The organism is Pseudomonas sp. QLc11A, assembly GCF_052112305.1.
Lineage (GTDB): Bacteria > Pseudomonadota > Gammaproteobacteria > Pseudomonadales > Pseudomonadaceae > Aquipseudomonas > Aquipseudomonas laurylsulfatiphila.
The window spans coordinates 24158-46563 of record NZ_JAVAJJ010000009.1 but is presented as its reverse complement, the minus strand read 5'-3'; the positions used below and the strand labels follow the sequence as shown (position 1 = coordinate 46563).

The 22406-nt window shown below is 62.2% G+C and carries 19 protein-coding genes and 1 pseudogene; 6 read left to right on the top strand and 14 right to left on the bottom strand.

What is annotated here, in order from left to right; all coding sequences use genetic code 11:
* Positions 1-116: 116 nt before the first annotated feature.
* The 5 genes from Q8X48_RS14840 to Q8X48_RS14820 form a co-directional block, all read right to left on the bottom strand.
* Complete coding sequence (locus Q8X48_RS14840) at positions 117-2072, bottom strand: DUF1302 domain-containing protein (protein ID WP_193601747.1); 1956 nt, start codon at positions 2070-2072, stop codon at positions 117-119.
* A 41-nt stretch (positions 2073-2113) separates the two neighbouring features.
* Positions 2114-3415, bottom strand: coding sequence for a phospholipase (locus Q8X48_RS14835; RefSeq protein WP_407800806.1), 1302 nt, complete (start codon positions 3413-3415; stop codon positions 2114-2116).
* 240 nt (positions 3416-3655) lie between these two features.
* Positions 3656-5224 carry an FGGY-family carbohydrate kinase gene (locus Q8X48_RS14830; RefSeq protein ID WP_407800805.1) on the bottom strand — a complete coding sequence of 523 codons (1569 nt, stop codon included), beginning with the start codon at positions 5222-5224 and terminating at the stop codon, positions 3656-3658.
* A gap of 20 nt (positions 5225-5244) precedes the next feature.
* A complete protein-coding gene (locus Q8X48_RS14825; RefSeq protein ID WP_407800804.1) occupies positions 5245-6834 on the bottom strand; it encodes a glycerol-3-phosphate dehydrogenase/oxidase in 1590 nt (529 codons plus the stop codon).
* 5 nt (positions 6835-6839) lie between these two features.
* Complete coding sequence (locus tag Q8X48_RS14820; RefSeq protein ID WP_407800803.1) at positions 6840-8435, bottom strand: FAD-binding oxidoreductase; 1596 nt, start codon at positions 8433-8435, stop codon at positions 6840-6842.
* A gap of 210 nt (positions 8436-8645) precedes the next feature.
* On the opposite strand from Q8X48_RS14820, the gene gliR reads away from it, so the two are divergent.
* Positions 8646-9674: an AraC family transcriptional regulator GliR gene (gene gliR, locus Q8X48_RS14815; protein ID WP_126049152.1), complete on the top strand. Its 1029-nt coding sequence runs from the start codon at positions 8646-8648 to the stop codon at positions 9672-9674.
* 19 nt (positions 9675-9693) lie between these two features.
* On the opposite strand, the pseudogene Q8X48_RS14810 reads toward gliR, so the two are convergent.
* The 6 genes and pseudogenes from Q8X48_RS14810 to Q8X48_RS14785 form a co-directional block, all read right to left on the bottom strand.
* Positions 9694-9774 (bottom strand): annotated as a pseudogene (locus Q8X48_RS14810) (VOC family protein); the annotation flags it as partial.
* Between the two features lie 260 nt (positions 9775-10034).
* Positions 10035-11492, bottom strand: a complete 1458-nt coding sequence (locus Q8X48_RS14805; protein WP_407800802.1) for an N-acyl-D-amino-acid deacylase family protein — start codon at positions 11490-11492, stop codon at positions 10035-10037.
* Between the two features lie 81 nt (positions 11493-11573).
* Positions 11574-13019 (bottom strand): SulP family inorganic anion transporter, encoded by a 1446-nt coding sequence (locus Q8X48_RS14800; RefSeq protein ID WP_407800801.1) that lies wholly within the window; start codon positions 13017-13019, stop codon positions 11574-11576.
* A 202-nt stretch (positions 13020-13221) separates the two neighbouring features.
* The gene (locus Q8X48_RS14795; RefSeq protein ID WP_095965976.1) at positions 13222-14115 is read right to left on the bottom strand and encodes an NAD-dependent epimerase/dehydratase family protein; all 894 of its coding nucleotides are present in this window, start codon (positions 14113-14115) and stop codon (positions 13222-13224) included.
* Between the two features lie 103 nt (positions 14116-14218).
* Positions 14219-15130: a LysR family transcriptional regulator gene (locus Q8X48_RS14790; RefSeq protein ID WP_007973212.1), complete on the bottom strand. Its 912-nt coding sequence runs from the start codon at positions 15128-15130 to the stop codon at positions 14219-14221.
* A 246-nt stretch (positions 15131-15376) separates the two neighbouring features.
* Positions 15377-15967: an NAD(P)H-dependent oxidoreductase gene (locus Q8X48_RS14785; RefSeq protein ID WP_095965978.1), complete on the bottom strand. Its 591-nt coding sequence runs from the start codon at positions 15965-15967 to the stop codon at positions 15377-15379.
* Between the two features lie 163 nt (positions 15968-16130).
* Between Q8X48_RS14785 and Q8X48_RS14780 the strand changes: the two genes are divergently transcribed.
* A complete protein-coding gene (locus Q8X48_RS14780) occupies positions 16131-16445 on the top strand; it encodes a putative quinol monooxygenase (protein WP_407800800.1) in 315 nt (104 codons plus the stop codon).
* Here the strand turns inward: Q8X48_RS14780 and Q8X48_RS14775 are convergent.
* Positions 16435-17199, bottom strand: coding sequence for a sulfite exporter TauE/SafE family protein (locus Q8X48_RS14775; RefSeq protein WP_407800799.1), 765 nt, complete (start codon positions 17197-17199; stop codon positions 16435-16437). The genes Q8X48_RS14780 and Q8X48_RS14775 overlap by 11 nt on opposite strands.
* Before the next feature lie 203 nt (positions 17200-17402).
* Between Q8X48_RS14775 and Q8X48_RS14770 the strand changes: the two genes are divergently transcribed.
* The 4 genes from Q8X48_RS14770 (at position 17403) to Q8X48_RS14755 (ending at position 19780) form a co-directional block, all read left to right on the top strand.
* Positions 17403-18287: a LysR family transcriptional regulator gene (locus Q8X48_RS14770; RefSeq protein ID WP_407800886.1), complete on the top strand. Its 885-nt coding sequence runs from the start codon at positions 17403-17405 to the stop codon at positions 18285-18287.
* Between the two features lie 42 nt (positions 18288-18329).
* Positions 18330-18908, top strand: a complete 579-nt coding sequence (locus tag Q8X48_RS14765) for an NAD(P)H-dependent oxidoreductase (RefSeq protein ID WP_407800798.1) — start codon at positions 18330-18332, stop codon at positions 18906-18908.
* 49 nt (positions 18909-18957) lie between these two features.
* On the top strand, positions 18958-19329 hold the full coding sequence (locus Q8X48_RS14760) for a MerR family transcriptional regulator (protein ID WP_407800797.1): 372 nt from the start codon (positions 18958-18960) through the stop codon (positions 19327-19329).
* 106 nt (positions 19330-19435) lie between these two features.
* Positions 19436-19780: a cupin domain-containing protein gene (locus tag Q8X48_RS14755; protein WP_007900627.1), complete on the top strand. Its 345-nt coding sequence runs from the start codon at positions 19436-19438 to the stop codon at positions 19778-19780.
* 165 nt (positions 19781-19945) lie between these two features.
* Here Q8X48_RS14755 and mmsB read toward each other — a convergent pair whose 3' ends face one another.
* Both mmsB and Q8X48_RS14745 read right to left on the bottom strand, forming a co-directional pair.
* The gene (gene mmsB, locus Q8X48_RS14750; protein ID WP_126049136.1) at positions 19946-20833 is read right to left on the bottom strand and encodes a 3-hydroxyisobutyrate dehydrogenase; all 888 of its coding nucleotides are present in this window, start codon (positions 20831-20833) and stop codon (positions 19946-19948) included.
* Between the two features lie 10 nt (positions 20834-20843).
* Positions 20844-22370, bottom strand: coding sequence for a CoA-acylating methylmalonate-semialdehyde dehydrogenase (locus Q8X48_RS14745; protein WP_407800796.1), 1527 nt, complete (start codon positions 22368-22370; stop codon positions 20844-20846).
* Between the last annotated feature and the right edge of the window lie 36 nt (positions 22371-22406).

Genomic DNA, 22406 nt, shown 5'->3' with positions numbered 1-22406 from the left:
AAAAACCTGTGGGAGCGAGCCTGCTCGCGAAAGCGGTTTTTCAGGCGACATCTGTGTTGAATGTGCCGCCCTCTTCGCGAGCAAGCCCGCTCCCACACAGGGTCTGCGTGTAGCAATCAAAGGAAGTACTTGAGGTTGAAGCCGATGTTGTCGCGGTCACGCAGGCCGTTGTCCTGCCCGCCGCCATAGAACTCGGTGTATTGCAGCTCGGCCTCCAGCCTGTTCTGGTAGTTGGCCTTGATCCCCAGGGTGTAGGCCTTGCGGCCCTCGATGACGTTGCCCGCCTGATAGCTGTTGCCCTCGAAGTCATCCTTGTAGACGACATAGGGCGAGACGTTGACCCCGGCATACACGTCGTTCCAGGTGCCGTTGAGCATCGCGGTGTAGCTGTAGGAGTTGCGGTTGACCTGGTCGCCGCGCTCGCCACCGGACACATAGGAAAAGTTGCCGGTGCCCGCGTAGTAACGGTTACTGCCGTCATAAGCGGTGTATTGCAGGCTGCTGCCGCGCAGGTGCTCGGACGCCAGCTCGAATACGCCGAACATCGAGTCGAACGACAGGCTCGGGCCAAAGTTGTAAATGGTGCCCAGGGAGGTGTTGAACGCTTCCACGCGCTCGGCGTTATTGATCTGGCTGTCGAGCGTGACCTGCTGCCCGCCGATGTTGATGGTCTGGCCGCCTGCCGCTGCGGCAGCGCCGTTGGCCAGGTCGCCGATCAGGTCGTTGGTGGCGGCGACCCCGATGGGCAGGTTCGGCCGATACGCCACTTCACCGAACACCGACGCCTGGCCCAGGGTGGTGTTGAAACTGAAGCCATACATGCGGATGTCTTCGGCGTAACGCCGGTGCGCCTGAATGTTGCCCAGCACATCCACGGTCGCCAGGCCGTTGGCCAACTGCCCCGCCTGGCTGCCGGCGACACCGGCCAACAGGTTGGTCAGGGCATTCATGTCGATGCCCTGGTACCCGCCCAGGTCGGCGGAAATGGTCGGCTCCTTGGCGTGGTAGTTGACCATGTACAACCCGAACTCGGTGCTGTTGAACTCTTCTGCGATGTAGCGAAAAGCGAAACCGAACTGGCCGTCGTTGCGCGCGTTGAAATCCTTGCCAACCGTGGCCACCTTGACGGTGTTGCCAAAGGTCGGGGTGACCCCGTTGGCATACAGGCCGGTGGTGCTCAGGGCCTGGTTGAGCAGCGGGTTGTTGCCCAGCGCGCTGTACAGATCGATCACGTTGCCGAAGCCGGGCACCGGGGTGTCCAGCGCGGTACCGCTGAAGTTGTTGTAGGCGGTGTTGCCGCCGTCGGCGAACAGGTCTGTCTGCGAGTAGAACGTGCCGACCGGGTCAATGCGGGTTTCCTTCCAGTTGGTCTGGTAAAAGCTTTCCATGGTCAGGCTGTCGGTCAGGCCGATGTTGAAGCTCAGTGCTTCCACCGGGACCAGCACTTCCTTGACTTCGGCCCCGGGCAGACGGTACTTGGCCGCATCCACCGGGTTGGTGGTGTTGATCCCGCCACGGTAGAAAATCCCCTCGCCCCAGTTGAACACCTGGCGCCCGATACGTGCAGTGACCGGCATCTGCGCCACGTCCCAATTGCCATAGAGGTAGGCGTCGAGCAACTCCGCCCGGCTGCCGGCGATATCGCGGGTCTGGCTGGTGAAGTGGTCGTCCTGCGGGTAACTCTGACTGGGTTGCGACGGGTTGTTGTTGCGGTAGTAATCGTTGCGTTTGTCCATCAGTTGGGTGTCATAGAACGCGGTACCGCGCACGAACATCCCGTAATTCTGATAGTTGGCTTCGAGCTCCGAGGTGATCTTGTACACCTCGGAAACCAGCCCGGTGTCGAAGTTGCGATTGCCGTCGTTGGTGTTGACGTCGTCGTTGTTCTTGTCCCGGCCCTGAACCCGCCACAAGCGGCCATAAGACAAGGTACTGTCGAATGAACCGGTGACCTGGTTGTCCAGCACGCTGAACTCCTCGGCCTGCACGCCGTCGACCGCGCACAGTTGCAGCAGCCCTGCCAGGCCCACACCGGGAAGCGCCGCGCCAGACAGGCGAAATCGAGTGCTCATGATCTGTTCCTCTTTCCCTGGATTTATTGTTGTTGTGTGCGTTACTGCGAGGCTTGGGGCGCCAATCCCGCACCGGCATAAATCCGGCTGTGTGCGCCGAAATGTCCCAGCAGTTTGAACAGCTGCCGATTAAGTGCCGGATGGTCGAAGTCTTCGCGCTGCAGTTGATTACCGCGGCTGAAATCGCCGGTGATCGGTGCTCTGTCCAGCCATTGGCCGATGGCGTCATCGAACGCTGCGGACGCGTCGACGGACTCGGCACTCACCACTTCGCGCAGGTAGTCCACCGAGTACGGCGGGTAACCCGCGTCCTGGGCAGAATCGGCATAGGCGTCGAGCATCGGATGGGGCTGGCCCGTGCGCAGCAAACGACGCAACCAGCTCGACTGATACTTCTCCACTTCCATGTGCCGGGTCGCAACGCGCTCGATGGATGCCTGCTTGTCGGCCGCGAAACCGGCCAGTGCCTTGCCTTCCAGCAGAAGCAGATTGGCGAGATCGACACCGGGCAATGGCTTGGCGTGATAAGGCTGGGTCAGGTCCTGAATGTGGTGCAGGCCCCAGCCGAGAAAGCGATAACCCCAATATGGATGGCCGGTGGCAAAGGCCAGTCGCGCCAATCCCATGTATTGATAGGCGCGCCAGTCGGGCCAACTGCGTTGGAGAAATCCGGCAGCGGCGTACACCACCGGGCTCTCATGGAAGAACCCCATGTGGAACGGCGCCTGGGAGCTGTACTGAAACCGCGCGTCACCGAAGGGCTGCGGGCCGAAGCCGTACAGCGCGCCGACGTCGCCGGGGTTGTCGCTGAACAGGTTGATGTCGTGGCCGTAATCCGGCTCATCGGCGGCGCTGGCCAACACGGCCAGGGGTGCGACTTGTTCGTGGTCAGCGACGACGATGAAGCGCTGGCGATTCCATGGCGAGAGGGTCTGCTCGACCATGACCTGCTTGGCCTTGAGGTGCTCACGCTCGGGTTGATCCTTGCCCGGCATCGGCTGGATGACCATCGCCAGATGAATCCCGGGATTGATGCGCAGTGCGGTGAGGAAGTCGTGGCGCAGATTGTCCCCAGGCACGGCTGGCATTCGCAGGTTGTCGGGGCGCGGCGGGTACTGGGCGAAGTGCTCCCGGGCGAAGTGCTCCTGCTCGTCGAGCAACGCGCTCACCGCCTCGTATTGTTGCGAGAGAAACTGCTCCAGCGGCTCGACGTCGACCTGCGGTGCGTCGCGCAAGGCCGGCAGGTCCTGCAACGCCAGGTAGCTGCCCACCGTATGGTTGGACCAGCCCCAGGCCATCGGCGCCGTTCCACAAAGCAGCAACAGGAGGAATGTCAGCTTCATTGCCTGGTTCTTATTGGATGTGCAGTGAGGGTTGAGCCTAACAACCGACCCTGCCCCTGACACTGTCCAATCTCACCAGAAAAGTTCTCCGATAGCGCCACATGCACGGTGTAAAAAAACACCGAAGGTCATTGTGGGAGCGAGCTTGCTCGCGATGGCGGTGGGTCAGTCACCATTGATATCGAATGTACTGCCGTCATCGCGAGCAAGCTCGCTCCCACAGGGTTCCCGGGTGTTTTACTAAGCGGGGTAACCGGTGATTTTGCGGATGCTCTGGTACAACGGCTTGAGCTGTCGATACATGCGCAGGTAGACCTCTTTGTACAGTCGCTCATAGACCTGTTGCGCCTCGGGTTGCGGCAGGAAGACCGCACCGACCCGCGTCATGGCGGCGATCGCCGTGGGGAAGTCCGCGTGCAGTCCCAGCCCCACCGCGCAGCAAATGGCCGCGCCCAGGCCGGACGCTTCGTAGACATGCGGACGCTCGGCCGGCAGGCCGAAAATGTTCGCCGTGAGTTGCATCGCGGCATCACTCTGGGAGCCGCCACCGGCGACGCGCAAGCGCGTGATGGAGACACCCGAACGTTTCTCGATCTTCTCCATGCCCTGGCGCAAGGCGTACGCCAGGCCTTCGAGGATGGCCCGGTAAATGTGCGCGCGGGTATGCACGTCGCCGAAGCCGATCATCGCGCCCTTGGCTTCCACACCCGGCTCGCGGATGCCCGGCGACCAGTAGGGTTGCAGCATCAACCCCATGGAACCCGGCGGCACAGCCTCGACCAGCGCATCGAAGAGTTGCTCGGGCTCCACGCCCTGGGCTTTGGCCTGCTGCATTTCCCGCAGGCCGAACTCGTTCTTGAACCAGCTGACCATCCAGTAGCCGCGATAGATCATCACCTCGCAGTTGAATTGATCCGGCACCGCCGACGGGTAAGGCGGAATCAACGGGACGATTTCCAGGTAGCGCGAGCGGGTGCTGGTGATCGTCGCCGTGGTGCCGTAGGACAGGCACACGGTGCCGGCGTCGACGACACCGGAACCCACGACTTCGCAGGCCTTGTCGGCACCCGCGGCAATCAGCGGCAGCCCCTCGGGAATGCCGGTGTGGCGGCTGGCCTCGGCGCTGATGTAGCCCAGGGTTTCACCGGGCTTGTGCAGGCTCGGCAGTTGCTCGGGACGCACCGCCAGCGCCTGCCATTTCCAGTCGCTGGGTGCGGCCCATTTCAGGCGCTTGAAGTCGAAGGGCAAGTAACCGACGCAACACCCCACGGAATCGACAAAGCGCCCACAAAGACGATGGGTGAGAAACCCCGAGAGCAGCAGGAACTTGTCAGTCGCCGCCCAGACCTCAGGCTGATGACGGGCGATCCAGTTGGCCTCGGCCTGGGCGCGAAAGTAGTCCACCGTGGCTTGCGCGCCGACCAGTTTGAACAACCAGCCCCACGGTCCCTTGATACCGCCTTCGACTTCGCTCTGACGCTGATCGAGCCACAGAATGGCCGGGCGCAAAGGCTTGCCCTGGGCATCGACGTTGATCACCGTGCCGCGTTGGGTGGTCAGGGACACGCCGGCAATCTGTGAGCGATCGATCCCGGTTTGCTGCCACACCTGCTGGCAGGCTTCACCCAATTTTTCCCAGTAATATTCCGGATCCTGCTCGGCCCACCCAGGTTGTGCCGAGTAATAGGCCTGCAACTCGACCTTGCCTTTGCCCAGCAGATTGCCCTGCAGGTCGAAGAGCAGCGCGCGCACGCTCTGGGTGCCATTGTCGATGGCCAACAGGTAACGCTTGTTCGGGTGGTTATCCATGGAGCTCTCTTCAATGGGCATCAGTGCGTGGCATCCGGCAATCCGTGATGGCGTTGCCACAACGCCCGATAACGCTGTATCTCCTGCTGCCAACGCTCATCGTCCCAGCCCAGTCGCGGCTGGCAGAGTTGGCGAATGGCAGTGAAACAATCCTCGCCGCCACGCGGTAGCAGCAGGCCCAGACGGGTGCGGCGCAACAGCAGGTCATCGAGATGCAGGACCATTTCCGCCTCGCAGGCGACGGCCAGTTCCGCCCACAAGGTGTCCGTGCTGCCTACCGTTTCATGGCCCAATCGGGCGATCAGTTGCGCCAGCTTCGGCAGATCACGACCATGCCGCCCGGCCAGACGCCGCCATTGGCTGGCGCTGAGCCCCGGTATCGCCAGCGGCGGCACGACGGCGAAAACCGGCGCGGCGTCATCATTGAAGGGCCGCTCGAGCATGCTCGCGCAGGCCCTGAGCACTTCGATCGCCTGCGGGCGAAAGGTGGTCAGCTTGCCGCCGGCCAGGGTCACGCAACCCGGCTCCTGCCACAGCACATGCTCACGGGTTTCATTCGACGGTTTGAGTTCACCCGCCACGCTGCCCACCACCGGGCGCACGCCCGACCAGGTCGACAGCACATCGGCTGCGACCACTTCAGCGCCGGGAAATTGTTGAGTGCAAGCCGCCAGCAGATAGTCGAGTTCCTCAGCGCTGATACTCGCGCTTTGATCCAGATCCTCACGATGATCGAGGTCCGTGGTGCCGACCACCGTGGCACCCTCCCAGGGGAAAACGAACACCGGTCGACGGTCACGCTCGTGCAGGAAGGTGAAGGCTTGCGCCACGGGCAGGCGCCAGCCCGGCAACAACAGATGACTGCCACGCAACGGGCGCAACTGGCGAGGCGCATCGGGCAGGCGCAAGCGCTCGGCCCACGCGCCGGTGGCCACGGCCAACACCCCACAACGCACTGTCAGTAGTCCGCCCCCCTCGCAGTCTTCGACCTGAACCCCGCAAACACGTCCCTCCTCACGCAGCAATTGCTGCACGCGCACGCCGTTGAGCACCACGGCGCCGTCGGCCCGGGCCTCGCCCAATACGCGCATCACCAGGCGGGCATCATCGGTCAACGCATCGACAAAACAGGTGCCACCCAGCAGGCCGTCTTCCTTCACCCCTGGCGCCAGATAACGCAGTTGTTGCACGTCATGGAAGTGATGGCTGCGCCGCCCGGCCAACGCGTCATAGACGGACAACAAACCACCCAGCACCCGCGGTCCGGGAAAACCGCCACGGTAATGCGGCATCATGAAACTCATCGGCTCGACCAGCCCCGGCGCTTCGTCGAGCAGCCTCTGGCGTTCACGCACCGAATCGCGGGTCAGGCGCCACTGGCCCTTGGCGATGTAACGCAAGCCGCCATGGACCATTTTCGAAGAGCGGCTGGAGGTGCCCCAGGCGAAGTCGCGCTGCTCCAGCAGCAGGCAACGCCACCCTCGGCGCGCGGCTTCGCGCAGGATGCCGGCGCCACTGATGCCGCCGCCGATGACGATCAGGTCCCAGGTTTCAGCCGCCAGCGTCGGCAGCACCTGCTGACGCCACGTCGCGTTCCAGTCCAGGCTCATGGCCGTCACTCCTGCAACAGCGTGCCAGGGTTCAGTCGCCCGGCCGGATCGAAGTGCCGACTCAGTGCCTGCAGGGTGTCCATCGCCAGCGCGCCCTTCTCGCGCAGTAGGTAAGGCGCGTGGTCCTTGCCCACGCCATGCTGGTGACTGATGGTGCCGTGGTTGTCGACGATGGTCTGGCTGGCCGCCTGCTTGAGTGCCTGCCAGCGCGCCAGGGTGGCGGGGTAATCCGCCGCCGGGCGAAACACGTAGGTGGTGTAGATGCTCGAGCCTTCGCCGTAGACGTGGGACAGATGGGTGAACACGTGGACCCGTTCGCCCTGCGCCGCCAGGGCCTCACGCAGGCTGGTTTCAATCAGGGTGAGCAGGTTATCGACGTTGCTCCAGTCGGTGGCCGTTTCCAGGGTGTCGACCACGTAACCGGCGTTCCACAGGTTCTCGCGCAGGTAGGGAAAACGGAAGCGGTTCTGCGCCCACTTCTTGCCGAGCAAGGTGCCGGTAAACACCCCGCCGAACGCCTTGAGGTGCTGCCGGGCCTGACGCAGGGACAGCGCATTTTGCCGACGGTTGCCGGTCACACCGAACGTCAGCAGGCATTTGCCCTCACCGGCGCCGCGCAGGGCCAGGTACTTTTCCAGCCAGGCGATCTGCTGTGGGTGACCGGCCAGTGCCAGCTGGGTTTCGGTTTCCACCGCGTTGGACAGGCGCAGCATCGACAGCGGCACGCGCGCCTGGGCCAACTGGCGGATGGCTTGCAGCGCCTTGGGCCAATCGGGCAGGAACACCCCGTAGAAACGTTCATCGGCGGGCAGTGCGCTGACCCGTACCTTGACCTCTGAAATGATCCCGAAACGGCCCTCACAACCCAGCACCAACTCGCGCAGATCGGGACCGGCCGCCGAGGCCGGAAAGGAGGGAATGTCCAAAGGTCCGGCAAAGGTTTCCAGGGTTCCGCCAGCGAACAGTTGCTCGATCCGCCCATAGCGCAATGACTGCTGGCCACTGGAGCGGCTGGCGACCCAACCGCCCAGGGTCGACAACTCCCATGACTGCGGGAAGTGCCCCAGGGTGTAACCACGGGCGCGCAACTGACTTTCCACCTGCGGTCCACTGGTGCCGGGGCCGAAGGTGGCCAGCAGGCTCTCTTCGTCGAGGTCCAGCAGGCGATTCATCCGCGCCAGGGAAACCGTCACCACTGGCCGCGCGGAACTCGGCGGGTTGATGTGACCGGCCACCGAAGTGCCGCCGCCATAGGGAATCAGGCACAGGTCCTGTTCATGGGCGAGCTGCAGTAAGCGGCGAATCTGTTCAGCGCTCGTGGGATAGGCCACGGCGTCGGGATAATTGCCCAGCGCGCCCTCACGCAACGCCAGCCAGTCCGGCAGGCTTTGGCCGCGAGCATGCAGCAATCGATCATGGGCATCCACGCTGTACAGGAAGTGTTGCTGCAACCGCGACGGGGGCACGCGGGCCAATGCCGTCTCAAGCGTCGCGTCGGGCAGCGCTCGACCGTCACCTACCCGCCGGGCGAGAAAACTCGCTCCCTGGGCCGGCAGTTCGACCACCGTGGTTGCATCTCCCCAGCCGTTCCAGCGTCGCATGCGTGTGTCCTTTTGCGGTTCTTATCAGTGATATTTCAGGCCCCCATACTAGTCAGCCGCCGTAAAGTGTCACGGTCGCATCGGGCCAGTTCGAGTAGCCAATTGAGTCAAACGTCGCGCAGGCGTCAGCCATTTACTTTAGTCGTGCTTTCAAATTACCTTTCAGCGCATTCATCCGCGCACGCGGGCCTTGATCAAAGGAATACGATCATGCAATCCCTGGGCTTCACTTCCGTTCCGCCGCTGCTCAAATACCTGCGTCATGCCGAACAACTGGGCATGGCCATCGAGCCTGCGTTGGCGGCTGCCGGGTTACAGGCGCAGCAGTTGAGCGACAACAGCCTGCGGTTGCCCGGTGAAGCCCATGAACGGCTGCTCGATTACTTCTGCGAACACTCGGGTGATCCCTTGTTCGGTCTCAACGCCGCGCGTTTTGTGTTGCCCAACTCCTGGAGCGTGCTGGGTTACATCACCATGAACTGCGCGACACTGGGCGATGCGATGAGCCGCATCATGCCGTTCGAGAAGCTGGTGGGAGACATGGGTGTCAGCCGCGCCGAGGTGCAAGGCAGCGAGGTGCACCTGATCTGGACCTGCCGCCATCAACGCCCGCGAATTCGCCGGCACCTGGTGGAAAACGTGCTCGGCTCCTGGCTGCAATACGCGCGCTGGATCGCCGACACGCAAATGTCGCCGGCCGCCGTCTGGCTGGAACATGCCTGCCCGGCCGATACGACGCTGGCAGAGTACGAACAGTTCTTCGACTGCCCGGTACTGTTCGACCAGCCTTATTCGGCGCTGATTGTGCCGTTGCCGTATTTGCAGTTGCCCTTGCGCCAGGCCGATGCGCAATTGCTGCGCACCCTGGAAGAACATGCCCAGGGGCTGATGGCCACACTGGAGGACGCGTCGCTGGAACAGCGGGTCAAAAGCATCCTGCGCCAGCTGCTCAAGGAGGGCCTGCCACGCAAGGAGCAGGTGGCCGAACATCTCGCCGTGTCGGTGCGTACACTGCAACGCCAGCTGCATCAGGCCGGTACGTCGTACCAGCAGATCCTCGATGACCTGCGCCAGGAACTGGCCGAGCATTACCTGCTCAACAGCACCTTGCCGATTCAGGACATCGCCCAATACCTGGGTTTCACCGAACCCCGCTCGTTTCACCGCACGTTCAAAAGCCGACGCGGGATGCCGCCCGGCGAGTTTCGCCAAACCCACAGGGTGCCGAACGAAGGCTGATGGCTCAGGGGTTGAAGGTTCAGAGGCTGATCGCGTTGGTGAACACCAACCGATTGCCGAACGGGCCAGCGATGGTCATGTCCTGACTACCCCAGCTCATCCGTCTCGATCCACTGCCTTGGCTTCGTCGAAAATACGCGGGACCGGAGTTCATCGGATTGCTCCCTGTAGGAGCGAGCTTGCTCGCGATGGTCGTCAACGATAACGCGTTTTGCCTGGCTAAACGCGGCGCTTCTGACTCCATCGCGAGCAAGCTCGCTCCTACATGACTGAACAGCATCGGTTGTCGGGCTTGATGTCAGCAATTCGGGATTACTTAATTGCACATTGCCACTATTCGATCTTTTCGCCCCACATCAATCAATGAAACCCGTCACGCAATTCCCCTTGCCGCGCCAAAAACCGCCCTTCCCTGCGTCCATTGGCCTGGCCATCGCGGTAACTCAACACACCGTTGACCCACACCCCTTCAATGCCCTCCGCCGCCCGCTGCGGATCGTTGAAATCGGCGACATCACGGATGGTCGCCGGATCGAACAACACCAGGTCCGCCCAATGGCCTTCGCGTATTTCACCGCGTGCCTTCAAACCGAAGCGTGCCGCCGACAGCCCGGTCATTTTGTGCACGGCGGTGTGCAGCGGGAACAGCCCTACGTCACGGCTGAAATGTCCGAGCACCCTGGGGAATGCGCCCCACAGGCGTGGGTGTGGGAACGGGTCTTCCGGCAAGCCGTCGGAGCCGACCATCGACAGCGGATGCGCGAGGATCCGGCGCACATCCGCCTCATCCATGCCGTAGTACACCGCACCGGCCGGTTGCAGTTGGCGGGCGGCATCGAGCAACGACAGGTTCCATTCGGCGGCGATGTCCATCAGGTCGCGGCCGCCCATCTCCGGATGCGGCGTCGACCAGGTGATGGTGATGCGGTGGGCATCGGTCACCTGCTTGAGGTCCAGGGTCGATGAACTCGCGGCGTAGGGATAACAGTCGCAGCCCACCGGGTGGGTCTTCGCCGCCTGTTCGAGGGACGCCAGCAACTGCGGACTGCGCCCCCAGTTGCCGGCGCCGGCACATTTGAGGTGGGAAATGATCACCGGGCTTTGTGCATGGCGACCAATCCGGAACGCCTCGTCCATGGCCTCCAGCACCGGTTCGAACTCACTGCGCAAATGGGTGGTGTAGACCGCGCCGAATGCGCTCAACTCTTCGGTCAGTTGCATCACTTCATCAGTCGATGCGCAGAAGGCACTGGCATAGGCAAGGCCGGTGGACAGGCCCAGCGCACCGGCCTCAAGGCTTTCGCGCAGCTGCTCGCGCATCGCGGTGATTTCTTCGGTTGTGGCGGTACGGAACAGATCGTCGAGGTGGTTGCTGCGCAACGCGGTATGACCCACCAAAGCGGCGACGTTCAGCGTGGTGTTCGCCGCTTCGACCGCCGCCCGATAGTCGCGGAAGGTCGGATAAACGAACGCAGCGGCCATGCCGAGCAGGTTCATCGGGTCCGGCGGATCACTGCGCAAACTCACCGGTGAAGCACTGATCCCACAGTTGCCGACGATCACAGTGGTCACGCCCTGGCTGAGCTTGGGCAGCATCTGCGGTTGGCGAATGACCACGGTGTCGTCATGAGTGTGCACGTCGATAAAACCCGGCGCCAGCACATGGCCCTGTGCGTCGACTTCTTCGTTGGCACGGGCATCGCGCAAGTCGCCGATACGCTCAATGCGCCCGCTGAGAATGGCCACGTCGGCGGGATAACCGGGGCTGTTTCTGCCGTCGATGATCAGGGCGTTGCGAATCAGCGTGTCGTACTGCATGTCAGTCTCCCTGCGGCAGGTGATCATCACCGACCGGCCGATCTTTCCCCGCTCAGCGTGTGAAAGATCGAATGGCTGAGTTCAGTCGTGCTGCATCCGGGCGCGCTTGAGCAGCTTTTTGCAGCGCTCGGACAAGTGCAGCACTCGCAAGTGTTTTCCAGCCTTGGCGTAGCGCTCGCGCAAGGTGCCCAGCGCGGCGATGGCCGAGTAGTCGACAAAGCTCAGGTGCTGGCAATCCAGGGTCACTTGCGCCGGGTCATTGGCCGGATCGAACTGATTGAGAAAGGGTGTGGTCGAGGCGAAGAACAGCGTGCCATGCACTCGATACAGCTTGCTGCCGTCGCTCTCCAGATGACTGTCGGCATACAGCTGACGGGCCTGCTGCCAGGCAAAGTTCAGCGCCGCAATGATGATGCCGCAGAGCACCGCGGTGGCCAGGTCGGTGAACACGGTAATCACCGTTACCGCGATGATCACCAGCACGTCGTTGAGCGGCACCTTGTTCAGCACCCGCAACGAGGCCCAGGCAAAGGTCTGTTGCGACACCACGAACATCACCCCGACCAGCGCGGCCAATGGAATACGCTCGATCAGCGGCGACAGAAACAGGATGAACAGCAGGATCGACACCCCGGCCACCACCCCGGACAAGCGACCGCGGCCACCGGAACTGAGGTTGATCACGGTCTGGCCGATCATGGCGCAACCGCCCATGCCGCCGAATGCACCGGACACCACATTCGCCGCTCCCAGCGCCACGCACTCGCGGTCCGGGTAGCCACGGCTCTCGGTGATTTCGTCGGTGAGGTTGAGGGTCAGCAGGGTTTCCAGCAACCCGACCAGCGCCATCAGGATCGCGTAGGGCGCGATGATGCGCAGGGTGTCCAGATTCCACGCAATGTCCGGCAGCGCCAGCGTCGGCAGGCCACCGGCAATGTGCGCCATGTCGCCCAGGGTGCGGGTTGGCAAGCCAAGCAGATACACCGCCAGGCCCACGCCGAGAATCGCCACCAGCGCCGGCGGTACGGTGCGGGTCAGGCGCGGCAGTACGTAGACAACGGCCATGGTCACCGCGACCAGGCCAAGCATCATGTACAGCGGCGTGCCGCTCAGCCAGGCCTCACCGTCCTTGAAGTGCTCCAGTTGCGCCAGGGCAATGATGATCGCCAGGCCGTTGACGAAACCGAGCATCACCGGGTGCGGCACCATGCGCACCAGTTTGCCGAGCTTGAGCAGCCCGAACGCCATCATGATCAGCCCGCCCAGCAACACCGTGGCCAGCAAGTACTGCACGCCGTGTTGCACCACCAGCGCGACGATCACCACGGCCATCGAGCCGGCCGCGCCGGACACCATGCCCGGTCGCCCGCCGAAGAGCGCGGTCAGGGTGCAGATGATGAACGCGCCATAGAGCCCCATCAGCGGATTGAGGTGGGCCACCAGGGCGAAAGCGATGCACTCGGGCAACAGGGCGAAGGAGGTGGTAAGCCCGGCCAGGACATCGGCGCGTAGACGTTTTGCTTTCATGGGGGGACCGCATACAGGGAGAGACGAAAAAAGAGTGTGCGGATGTTACGGAATCGAGGGCGGCCCGACCAGTTAATGGGCTGCTGAAAAAGCTTCGCGAGCAAGCCCGCTCCCACATTCGATCGCATTCCTTCCGACGGAGCGCGATCAATTGTGGGAGCAGGCTTGCTCGCGAAGAACGATGACGCGGTCTAAAGCAAACTCAAACCATCTCGTCGCGAATCCACTCAACCACCGAAGTGCGCTTGGGCACCCACCCCAACAGTTCCCGCGCATGTTTGCCGCGCACCCGACTGTTGGAACCCAGACCATAGTTGGCCATTTCGTAGCCCCACTCGGCTTCGGCATCCTTAAGCGGCCAGTCCTGCGGCTCGCCCAGGTTCAGTACCCGAGCCATCGCTTTGGTCATGTCGATGAACGACGCTTCACCGCTTTCAACGAAGTAGAACGTGCCGGGTACATTGTTAGTCAGCGCCAGCAGGTATAGCGCAACCACGTCCTCGATGTGCACGTTGGACCAGATGTTGCGGCCCGTGCCGACGTGGCGCACCACACCGCTTTTGCGCGCCTGTTTGAGCAGGCGTGGCAGCTGAACGCTGTCGCGATGGACACCCAGGCTGTGGCCGTAGATCAAGGTGTTGCAGATCACTGCCGAGTTCACCCCCTCCATGGCCGCCGCCAGGATCAGGCGATCGATGGCCACGCGCGCCGCCTTGTCGACAGTCGGTTCCGGCAAATGGTCTTCGAAGTAGATGACATCACTGGATTGACCGCCCGAGGCATCCCCGACAATGCTCGAACCGCTGGTGTGCAGGAACACTTTGCCAGAGCCGCGCAAGGCATCGAGCAAGGCTTCCACCGCGCCACGATGATCGCTGCTGGCCGCGTTGATCACTGCATCGGCTGCAAGCGCCTGATCGGTCAACAGGTCGCGGTCGTCCAGACTGCCCACCACCGGAGAAATGCCCAAAGCACGCAGCTCATCGGCCTGTTCGGCGCTGCGCACCAGACCGGTGACAGCGTGGCCGGCCTGGACCAGACCCGTGGCGATGGAGCCGCCAATAAATCCGGCAGCGCCGGTGACGAATACGTTCATGGAGAAACTCCCTGCGTGGGTAAGTGATGCAGGGAGTATCAAGGAGCGATGACTGCTGAAAAATGCCCTCTGACCCAATTCAATTTTGCGCAGGGATCACGAATCAGCCTTTGAAATCCGCGCTCGCATAATCCGCCAACTTGCCCTGGATAAAGTCCAGGAAGCATTGAATCCGCAAGGCCAGCTGCGAGTTGCGGTAGTACACCGCATTGATCGGCTGGCGATAGCCGCTATTGAATTCGGCCAGCAACACTTTCAAGCGTCCGGCACGAATGTCCTCGATGGTCATGAAGTGCGACAGGCTGGCGATGCCCTGGCCGTCCAGTGCCAGATGGCGGATGGTCTCGCCGCTGGAGGCGCTGATCGACGCCTGAATCGGCCAGCGATCGCCATGCACATAACGCAGCGGCCATTGGTTGAGGCCTTCGTTCTGGGTGAACCCCAGCAGCGTATGGTCGGCCAGGTCAGCCACGGCTTGCGGTGTGCCGTGCTTTTCCAGGTAGGCCGGGCTGGCGACGATGTGCAGCGGGCTGCAACCCAGGGAGCGGGCATGCAGTGTCGAGTCGGTCAGGGTGCCAATGCGAATGGCGATGTCGGTGCTCTGTTCCAGCAGGTCGATGATCAAGTCGTTGCTGTTGAGTTCGAGCTGGATGTCGGGGTAAAGCCTGCGGAATTCATCGATGTAGGGCACGATGGCGTGCAGCATGAAGGGTGATGCCGCGTTGATCCGCAGGCGCCCGGACGGTGTTTGCTGGCGTGAGGACAGGCGCTCTTCGAGCTCGTCCATCTGATCGAGAATGCGCTTGGCATGCTCGAAGAAATACTTGCCCTCCTCGGTCAGGTCCATGCGTCGCGTGGTGCGATTGATCAAGGTGGTGTCGAGCTTGGCCTCCAGCCGCGACAGCGTGCGGCTGACCGCCGAAGGCGTTTGCCCGACCTGCTCGGCCGCCGCGGAAATCGACCCGCATTCAATCACGCAGACGAATATCTGCAATTCATCGGATCTGGCTTTCACGTGTGTCCCTTATCGATAGTCCTGCGCCGTTCTTCTGGGCACATATAAACCATTGTGGCGAGGGGGCTTGCCCCCGTTCGGCGGCGGAGCCGTCGTAAAGTCGGCAAACCCGCAGTACCTGCATAACCACATGCGCCGGTTTTGGGTCCGCTTCGCGCACCAACGGGAGCAAGCCCCCTCGCCACAAAAGCCCCCTCGCCACAGGAACGGTGCCGGACTCAAATAATCGATAGTAGCCCGAAACAGTTACGCCGACAGGCCAAACACCTCAATCAAATGCTGCTCATAACGAGCCACGTCGCCCTCGATGTTCGGGCGCTTCATCACGTCCACACAGAGGAACGTCGGCAAACCGGTCATGCCCAGGAACTCGTTGGCCTTGTGGAACGGGAAGTACACCGCGTCCACACCTTTGGCTTCGAAGAAATCGGTCGGGTCGTCGAAGGCTTGCTGCGGGGCGTTCCAGGTCAGCGACAACATGTATTGCTTGCCGTGGATCAGGCCGCCGCTGCCGTACTTCTGCGACGCGTCGGAACGGGTGCGGCCGTCGCTGGCGTAGAGGCTGCCATGACCTTCGGTGAAGACTTCATCGATGTACTTCTTCACGGTCCACGGCGCGCCCATCCACCAGCCGGGCATCTGGTAAATGATCACGTCGGCCCAGAGAAACTTGGCCACTTCTTCGGCGACGTCGTAGCCCTCGTCGATGAAGGTGGTTTTGATATCCACACCACCGCGATCCAGCACGCTCAACGCGGCTTCATGCAGGGTGGTGTTGTAGCGACCGTCGGAGTGCGCAAACTGTTTGCCGCCGTTGAGCAACAGGACTTTTTTCATGGAAGGTCTCGGGAAGGGTCGGGAATTCGATAGCGGCAGAGTACCGGTCGGCCTCGCGCGGAATAAGCGTCGATTTGGCAAAATTCATTTGACCCACAAGCACGAATCCACAGTCGATTGTTGCCTTAGACTGGCGCCCATTCTGACCTGAGGAGAGATGTAGATGAGTGAAATCCAGGGCTTCATCCTGCACGCCAAGACCCGTCCGGAAAAATCCGACGCCTTCGAAGCGTTTTTCAGCGGCTACGTGCAAGCAAGCCGCGCCGAACCCGGTTGCATCGAATACCACATGCTGCGCGATAAACAGGACCCGACCCTGTTCATCTTCTACGAGATCTGGCAATCCCAGGCCCATCTGGACGTGCACTCGAACCTGCCGCACATGAAGCAATTCCTCGAGCAGCGCGATGAATATCTGGAACGGGACTTCGACATCCGCGCCATCGACATGATCAGCCTGTCGTCCGCTAGCCGCTGATCAGCAAATGGCCGCCAAGCACCCCCAGGCCAACGAAAAACACGCGCTTGAACCACAGGGCGCTGATCCGCTGGCGCAGCGACTGTCCCAGCCACATGCCGAGCATGGCCGGGATCAGCGCCAGCAGCGACGCGCTCAACTCACCCCCACCGAGCGCGCCGCGCCATAGCAAGCCACCGGCCAGGGCCAGGGTCGAGACGGTGAACGACAGGCCCAGCGCCTGCACCAGTTCGTCCCGGCTCAAACCCAGCGCTTGCAGGTAGGGCACCGCCGGAATCACGAACACGCCGGTAGCCGAAGTGATAACGCCGGTCAGCAGGCCACACAGCGGACCGAGCCAGCGTTCACGGTGGGGTCCTACGCGCAAGGTCGGCAGGCACAATCCGCTCAGCGCATACAGCAACAACGCAGCGCCCAACCCTCGCACCACCCAATGGCCACCGCTCATGCCGATCCACAGCGTGCCTGCCCCGGTGCCGATGAAAATCGCCAGCAACATCGGCCACAGTCGTTTGATCAATCCGGACAAATGCCCGCCGAATGCCAGTTGCCAGACGTTGGTGAGCGTTGCCGGAATGATCAATAGCGCGGCTGCCTGCGACGGCGCCATAGCCAGACCCAGCAGTCCCATGGCAACCGTTGGCAGGCCGAGGCCGATCACGCCCTTGATCATGCCAGCCAGCACAAAGGTGCCGATCACCAGCAGTGACAGGGCCAATCCGAGGTTCTGGTAAAACGCCGAGAGTGTGTTCATGGGACTATGGTGGGCCCGCGGGGGTTGATTGAAAATCTGCCATATACTGAGGCTGCCTCTTGCTATGACAGAGGCTGAGAATTTCGCTGAAACGACTGGCCCCTTCGCGAGCAAGCCCGCTCCCACAGGTGACGCTATCCACTGTGGGAGCGGGCTTGCTCGCGAAGGGGCCAGTCCAGACAGCAAATAAACCGGGGATGACAATGCACTTCGACCTGACCGACCTGCACCTGTACCTGAACATCCTCGACACCGGCAACATCACCGCCGGCGCCGCACGCAGTCATCTGTCACTCGCGGCGGCCAGCGCGCGAATTCGCGCCATGGAGGCATCTTTGGGCGTCGAGTTTCTTCAGCGCAACCGTCGCGGGGTCAGCCCGACGCCGGCCGGCGATGCTCTGGCCCGGCACGCCCGGGTTCTGCTGCAACAGGCCGAACGCCTGCAACAGGAACTGGCCGAATACGCCAAGGGCGTCAAAGGCCAGGTGCGGCTGCTGTGCAATACCACGGCGATCACCGAGTACCTGCCGGAGTTGCTCGCGGACTTCCTGCACAACCACCCCAACCTCGACATCGACCTGCAGGAACTGCCCAGCGCCCGCATCACCCACGCCTTGCGCCAGGGCGCGGCGGACTTGGGCATCGTTTCCGACGCGGTGGACACCGATGACTTGCAGACCCGAGCATTCCGCGATGATCCGCTGGTGCTGATCATGCCCCGCGATCACTCCCTGGCACAGGCAACCTCGGTGAGCTTCACCGACACGCTGCATCACGACTACGTCGGCCTGAATGCCAACAGCGCGCTGGCGGTGTATCTCGAAGAACAGGCACTGCACGCCGGCCTGCGCATGCAGATTCGCATCCGCGCCGATGGCTTCGATGGCGTGATGCGCATGGTCGCCCGTGGGGCGGGCCTGGCGATTGTGCCGCTGGCCGCGGTCGAGCGCGGGTCAGGCAGCCTGCCCTTCAAGAGCCTCGCCCTGCAGGAACCCTGGGGCCAACGCAAACTGCTGCTCTGTGCACGGGACTTCGCCGCACTGCCCGGCTATGCCAAGGCCCTGCTGCACGCCTTGACTCTCCCCTGAGGGGCAGACTTTATCCTTGAGGTTTGATCTTCAAGGACAGCGATGATGGGTAAACGAATACTGGTGATCCTCGGGCATCCGTCCAGCAACAGCTTCTGCGCCGCCCTTGCCGAGAGTTACGCACAGTCGGCAGTGCGCGCCGGGCATGAGGTGCGTCAGTTGTTTCTCGGCACCCTGGATTTTGACCCGGTGCTGCGCGAAGGCTATCAGCAGGTTCAGCCGCTGGAGGCCGACTTGCGTAACGCCCAGGCCGACATCCTGTGGGCCGAACAGCTGACGCTGGTTTATCCGATCTGGTGGGGTGGCGTACCGGCCTTGCTCAAGGGCTTTTTCGACCGGGTGTTCTTGCCGGGTTTTGCCTTCAGGTATCGCCAGGGCAAAGCCTTCCCCGACAAACTCCTGCGCGGCCGAACCGCCCACCTGTTGGTGACGATGGATACACCGCCCTGGTACTACCGCTGGATCTACCGCATGCCCGGTTTGCATCAGGTCCGCAAAACCACGCTGGAATTCTGTGGCATCAAGCCAACCCTAACCCTCACCTTCGGGCCAATTCTCGGCGCCAGCGCAGACCGGCATGCGGCCTGGTTACGCCAGGCCGAAGCTATCGCCAGCGCTTGAGTCGGTCGATAATGCGCCGAGCTTTATCCTCGGAGAAAAGGACCTTCCCATGTACATCGGCCAAGCCGCGCAACGTTCCGGAACCACTGTCAAAAGCATCCGTCACTACGAGTCTATTGGCCTGCTGCCTGCCGCTCGACGTCAGGGCAAGTACCGCATCTACGACCAGCACAGCGTCGATCTGCTGATGTTCATCAAATGTGCGCAGCAGCTGGGTTTCAGGCTCAAGGAATTGCAGTCAGCCTTTGCCGGACATCAGGGCCCGCCGTTGCCATGGGAACGGGCCCATCAGGTCATCGCCAGCAAAAAACAGGAAATCGCCGAACGGATAGCGGCGCTGTCGCAACAGCACGCGCAATTGGTCGAGTTCGAAAGCAGCCTCGAACAATCCAGGCTCGACTGCCCGTTGACCCGTCTTTGAGGGCTGTGCGTTTCTGGACAGCTCAGTGTCGAGCACAGACAACTGACCCACGGACAGGCGCTATAGGGTGCGACTTCAGTTCTTGAGCCCACTGCCCGGAGTCATCATGACCGCACCGATTACCGTTCTTCGCGACACCCACCCGCTGCCCGTGCTCGACGCCTGCAAATGGGAAAAACTCGAAGGCGACCCGCACACCGTCAACCTCAACGCCTACACCAGTGAAGACGGCAGCAAGATCATGGGCACCTGGATCTGCACGCCGGGCAAGTGGTACGTGGAATATGTGAAGTGGGAGTACTGCCATTTCCAGGAAGGCTACTGCATCATCACCCCCGAAGGCATGGCGCCGATCCACCTGCGCGCTGGGGACATCTTTGTCATCGAGCCCGGGATGAAAGGCACCTGGGAAGTGGTGGAGACCGTGCGCAAATATTTCGTGTTTGCCTGAGACAAAAAAACCGGGGGATCACCCGACGTGATCTCCCGGTCAAAAGTCTTTAGGTAAGCGCCGTACCCTGTGGGAGCGAGCTTGCTCGCGATAGCGGTGGGTCAGTCACCATCAATGTCGACTGTAACGACCTCATCGCGAGCAAGCTCGCTCCCACAGTTTTTGCTATTGCGGTTTGCGATAGCTATTGATGATCGCCGAGAAGTCGTTGCCACCTTCCCCACGCAAACTCATCGCCTGATACAACTGCTGGGCCACCGCGCCAAGCACCACCGGCTGGTGCGCCTGACGCGCCGCTTCAGTGGCCAGCCCCAGATCCTTGAGCATCAGTTCGGCCCCGAAGCCGCCGGTGTAGCCGCGCGACGCCGGTGCTGTTTCGACGATGCCCGGCCACGGGTTGTACATCTCCGAACTCCAGCAACGCCCGGTGGAGCTGTTGATGATGCCCGCCAACACCTTGGTGTCGATGCCCAGCGCATCACCCAGCGCCATGGCTTCGCTGACGCCGACCATGGAAATCCCCAGCAGCAGGTTGTTGCAGATTTTAGCGATTTGACCGGTGCCGACCTCACCACAATGGACGATGTTACGGCCCATTTGCGCCAGTACCGGTTGCAGGGTAGCGAACAGTTCAGGCGTGGCGCCGACCATGAAGGTCAGGGTCCCGGCGGCGGCACCACCGGTACCGCCAGAGACCGGCGCATCGGCCATGGTCACGCCCTGTTTGGCAGCGGCGGCGGCCACGTCCCGCGCGGTCTGCGGATCGATGGTGCTGCAATCGACGGCCGGTACGCCTTTGCCGATACCGGCGAGCACACCGTTTTCACCCAGCCACACACTGCGCACATGCACCGCGGCAGGCAGCATGGTGATCACCAGTTCGGCGCCCTCCGCCGCTTCACGGGCCGAGGCACTGATACTGCCGCCCAGTTGCTCCAGTTCGGCCAGCACGGCCTTGTTCAGGTCCACCAGGCGCAGCGCATGGCCGGCCTTGATCAGGTTGCGCGCCATCGGCGCACCCATGTTGCCCAGACCGATAAAAGCGATTTTCATGTCCGGCTCCTTATCGCAGGTTGATCGTGGTGTTCACACCGTCGTTGACGCTGTTGTCGTCGAACCAGCGGCTGGTGACGGTCTTGGTCTGAGTGTAGAACTGCACCACCTGCTTGCCGTACGGACCGAGGTCGCCGAGCTTGGAGCCGCGCGAACCGGTGAAGCTGAAGAACGGGACCGGCACCGGGATCGGGATGTTGATGCCGACCTGGCCGACATCGATCTCGCTCTGGAATTTACGTGCCGCCGCACCGCTCTGGGTGAACAGGCCCGTGCCGTTGCCGAACGGGTTGGCGTTGACCAGGGCGATGGCCTCGTCGAGGGTGGCGACTTCCAGCACCACCAGCACCGGGCCGAAGATTTCCTGGGTGTAGATCTGCATGTCGGTGGTCACGCCGGAGAACAGGGTCGGGCCGACAAAGTTGCCCTTCTCGTAACCTGGAACCGAGATCTCGCGACCGTCCAGTTCAAGTTTGGCGCCTTCCTTGATGCCGCTTTCGATCAGGTCGAGAATCCGCGCCTTGGCTTTTTTCGAGATCACCGGACCGACATCGGTGCCCGGCTCGCTGCCGGCATTGACCTTGAGTTTTTGCGCCAGCGCCTTGAGGTCCGGCAGCCATTGCCTGGCCGCCCCCACCAGCACCACCACCGAAGTGGCCATGCAGCGTTGACCGGCAGCACCGAAGCCGGCCCCCACCAGTGCATTCAGCGCTTGTTCGCGATTAGCGTCCGGCAGCACCACGGCGTGGTTCTTGGCACCCATCATCGATTGCACGCGCTTGCCGTGTTTACCGGCCAGGTCATAGACATGAGTACCGACGGCGGTCGAGCCGACAAAGGAAACCGCCTTGATGTCCTTGTGGGTGCAGAGCCCGTCCACCACATCCTTGCCACCATGCACGACGTTGAGCACGCCGGCCGGAATGCCCGCCTCGATCGCCAGCTCCACCAGGAGCATGGTCGACATCGGGTCCTGTTCCGACGGTTTGAGCACGAAGGTGTTACCGCAGGCGATGGCCATCGGGAACATCCACAACGGGATCATCGCCGGGAAGTTGAACGGGGTAATGCCCGCGCACACGCCGATCGGCTGGCGCAGGGTGTAGGTGTCGACGCCACCGGCGACGTTTTCAGCAAACTCGCCCATTTGCAGGCTGCCGATGGAGCAAGCGTGCTCGACCACTTCCAGGCCACGGAAAATATCGCCTTCGGCGTCGGCAATGGTCTTGCCCTGCTCGGCGCTCAGGACCGCGGCGATGCGCTTGGAGTGCTCGCGAATCAACGCCTGGAGCTTGAGCATGATGCGCATCCGCGCGCCGATGGGTGTCAGCTTCCAGGTCTGGAACGCACGATGAGCGGCGCTGATGGCGGCATCGACTTCTTCGGCGGTGGCAAACGGCACTTTGGCCAGCACTTGCTGGGTCGCCGGGTTGATGATGTCGTGCCATTCGGTGGACTTGGACTCGACCCACTCGCCGTCGATCAACAGTTTGACCTTTTGCACGGTGGTGTCATTGGGCGTGAGCGATGCGTTCATGTGAGTCTCCGGATCTTTGTTGTTATCTTGGGAGCC

What these genes read in the sequence shown, in the direction of transcription:
- Q8X48_RS14840 (WP_193601747.1), bottom strand. Translation starts at nt 2,072, where the DNA reads ATGAGCACTCGATTTCGCCTGTCTGGCGCGGCGCTTCCCGGTGTGGGC.
- Q8X48_RS14835 (WP_407800806.1), bottom strand. Translation starts at nt 3,415, where the DNA reads ATGAAGCTGACATTCCTCCTGTTGCTGCTTTGTGGAACGGCGCCGATG.
- Q8X48_RS14830 (WP_407800805.1), bottom strand. Translation starts at nt 5,224, where the DNA reads ATGGATAACCACCCGAACAAGCGTTACCTGTTGGCCATCGACAATGGC.
- Q8X48_RS14825 (WP_407800804.1), bottom strand. Translation starts at nt 6,834, where the DNA reads ATGAGCCTGGACTGGAACGCGACGTGGCGTCAGCAGGTGCTGCCGACG.
- Q8X48_RS14820 (WP_407800803.1), bottom strand. Translation starts at nt 8,435, where the DNA reads ATGCGACGCTGGAACGGCTGGGGAGATGCAACCACGGTGGTCGAACTG.
- gliR (WP_126049152.1), top strand. Translation starts at nt 8,646, where the DNA reads ATGCAATCCCTGGGCTTCACTTCCGTTCCGCCGCTGCTCAAATACCTG.
- Q8X48_RS14805 (WP_407800802.1), bottom strand. Translation starts at nt 11,492, where the DNA reads ATGCAGTACGACACGCTGATTCGCAACGCCCTGATCATCGACGGCAGA.
- Q8X48_RS14800 (WP_407800801.1), bottom strand. Translation starts at nt 13,019, where the DNA reads ATGAAAGCAAAACGTCTACGCGCCGATGTCCTGGCCGGGCTTACCACC.
- Q8X48_RS14795 (WP_095965976.1), bottom strand. Translation starts at nt 14,115, where the DNA reads ATGAACGTATTCGTCACCGGCGCTGCCGGATTTATTGGCGGCTCCATC.
- Q8X48_RS14785 (WP_095965978.1), bottom strand. Translation starts at nt 15,967, where the DNA reads ATGAAAAAAGTCCTGTTGCTCAACGGCGGCAAACAGTTTGCGCACTCC.
- Q8X48_RS14780 (WP_407800800.1), top strand. Translation starts at nt 16,131, where the DNA reads ATGAGTGAAATCCAGGGCTTCATCCTGCACGCCAAGACCCGTCCGGAA.
- Q8X48_RS14775 (WP_407800799.1), bottom strand. Translation starts at nt 17,199, where the DNA reads ATGAACACACTCTCGGCGTTTTACCAGAACCTCGGATTGGCCCTGTCA.
- Q8X48_RS14770 (WP_407800886.1), top strand. Translation starts at nt 17,403, where the DNA reads ATGCACTTCGACCTGACCGACCTGCACCTGTACCTGAACATCCTCGAC.
- Q8X48_RS14765 (WP_407800798.1), top strand. Translation starts at nt 18,330, where the DNA reads ATGATGGGTAAACGAATACTGGTGATCCTCGGGCATCCGTCCAGCAAC.
- Q8X48_RS14760 (WP_407800797.1), top strand. Translation starts at nt 18,958, where the DNA reads ATGTACATCGGCCAAGCCGCGCAACGTTCCGGAACCACTGTCAAAAGC.
- Q8X48_RS14755 (WP_007900627.1), top strand. Translation starts at nt 19,436, where the DNA reads ATGACCGCACCGATTACCGTTCTTCGCGACACCCACCCGCTGCCCGTG.
- mmsB (WP_126049136.1), bottom strand. Translation starts at nt 20,833, where the DNA reads ATGAAAATCGCTTTTATCGGTCTGGGCAACATGGGTGCGCCGATGGCG.
- Q8X48_RS14745 (WP_407800796.1), bottom strand. Translation starts at nt 22,370, where the DNA reads ATGAACGCATCGCTCACGCCCAATGACACCACCGTGCAAAAGGTCAAA.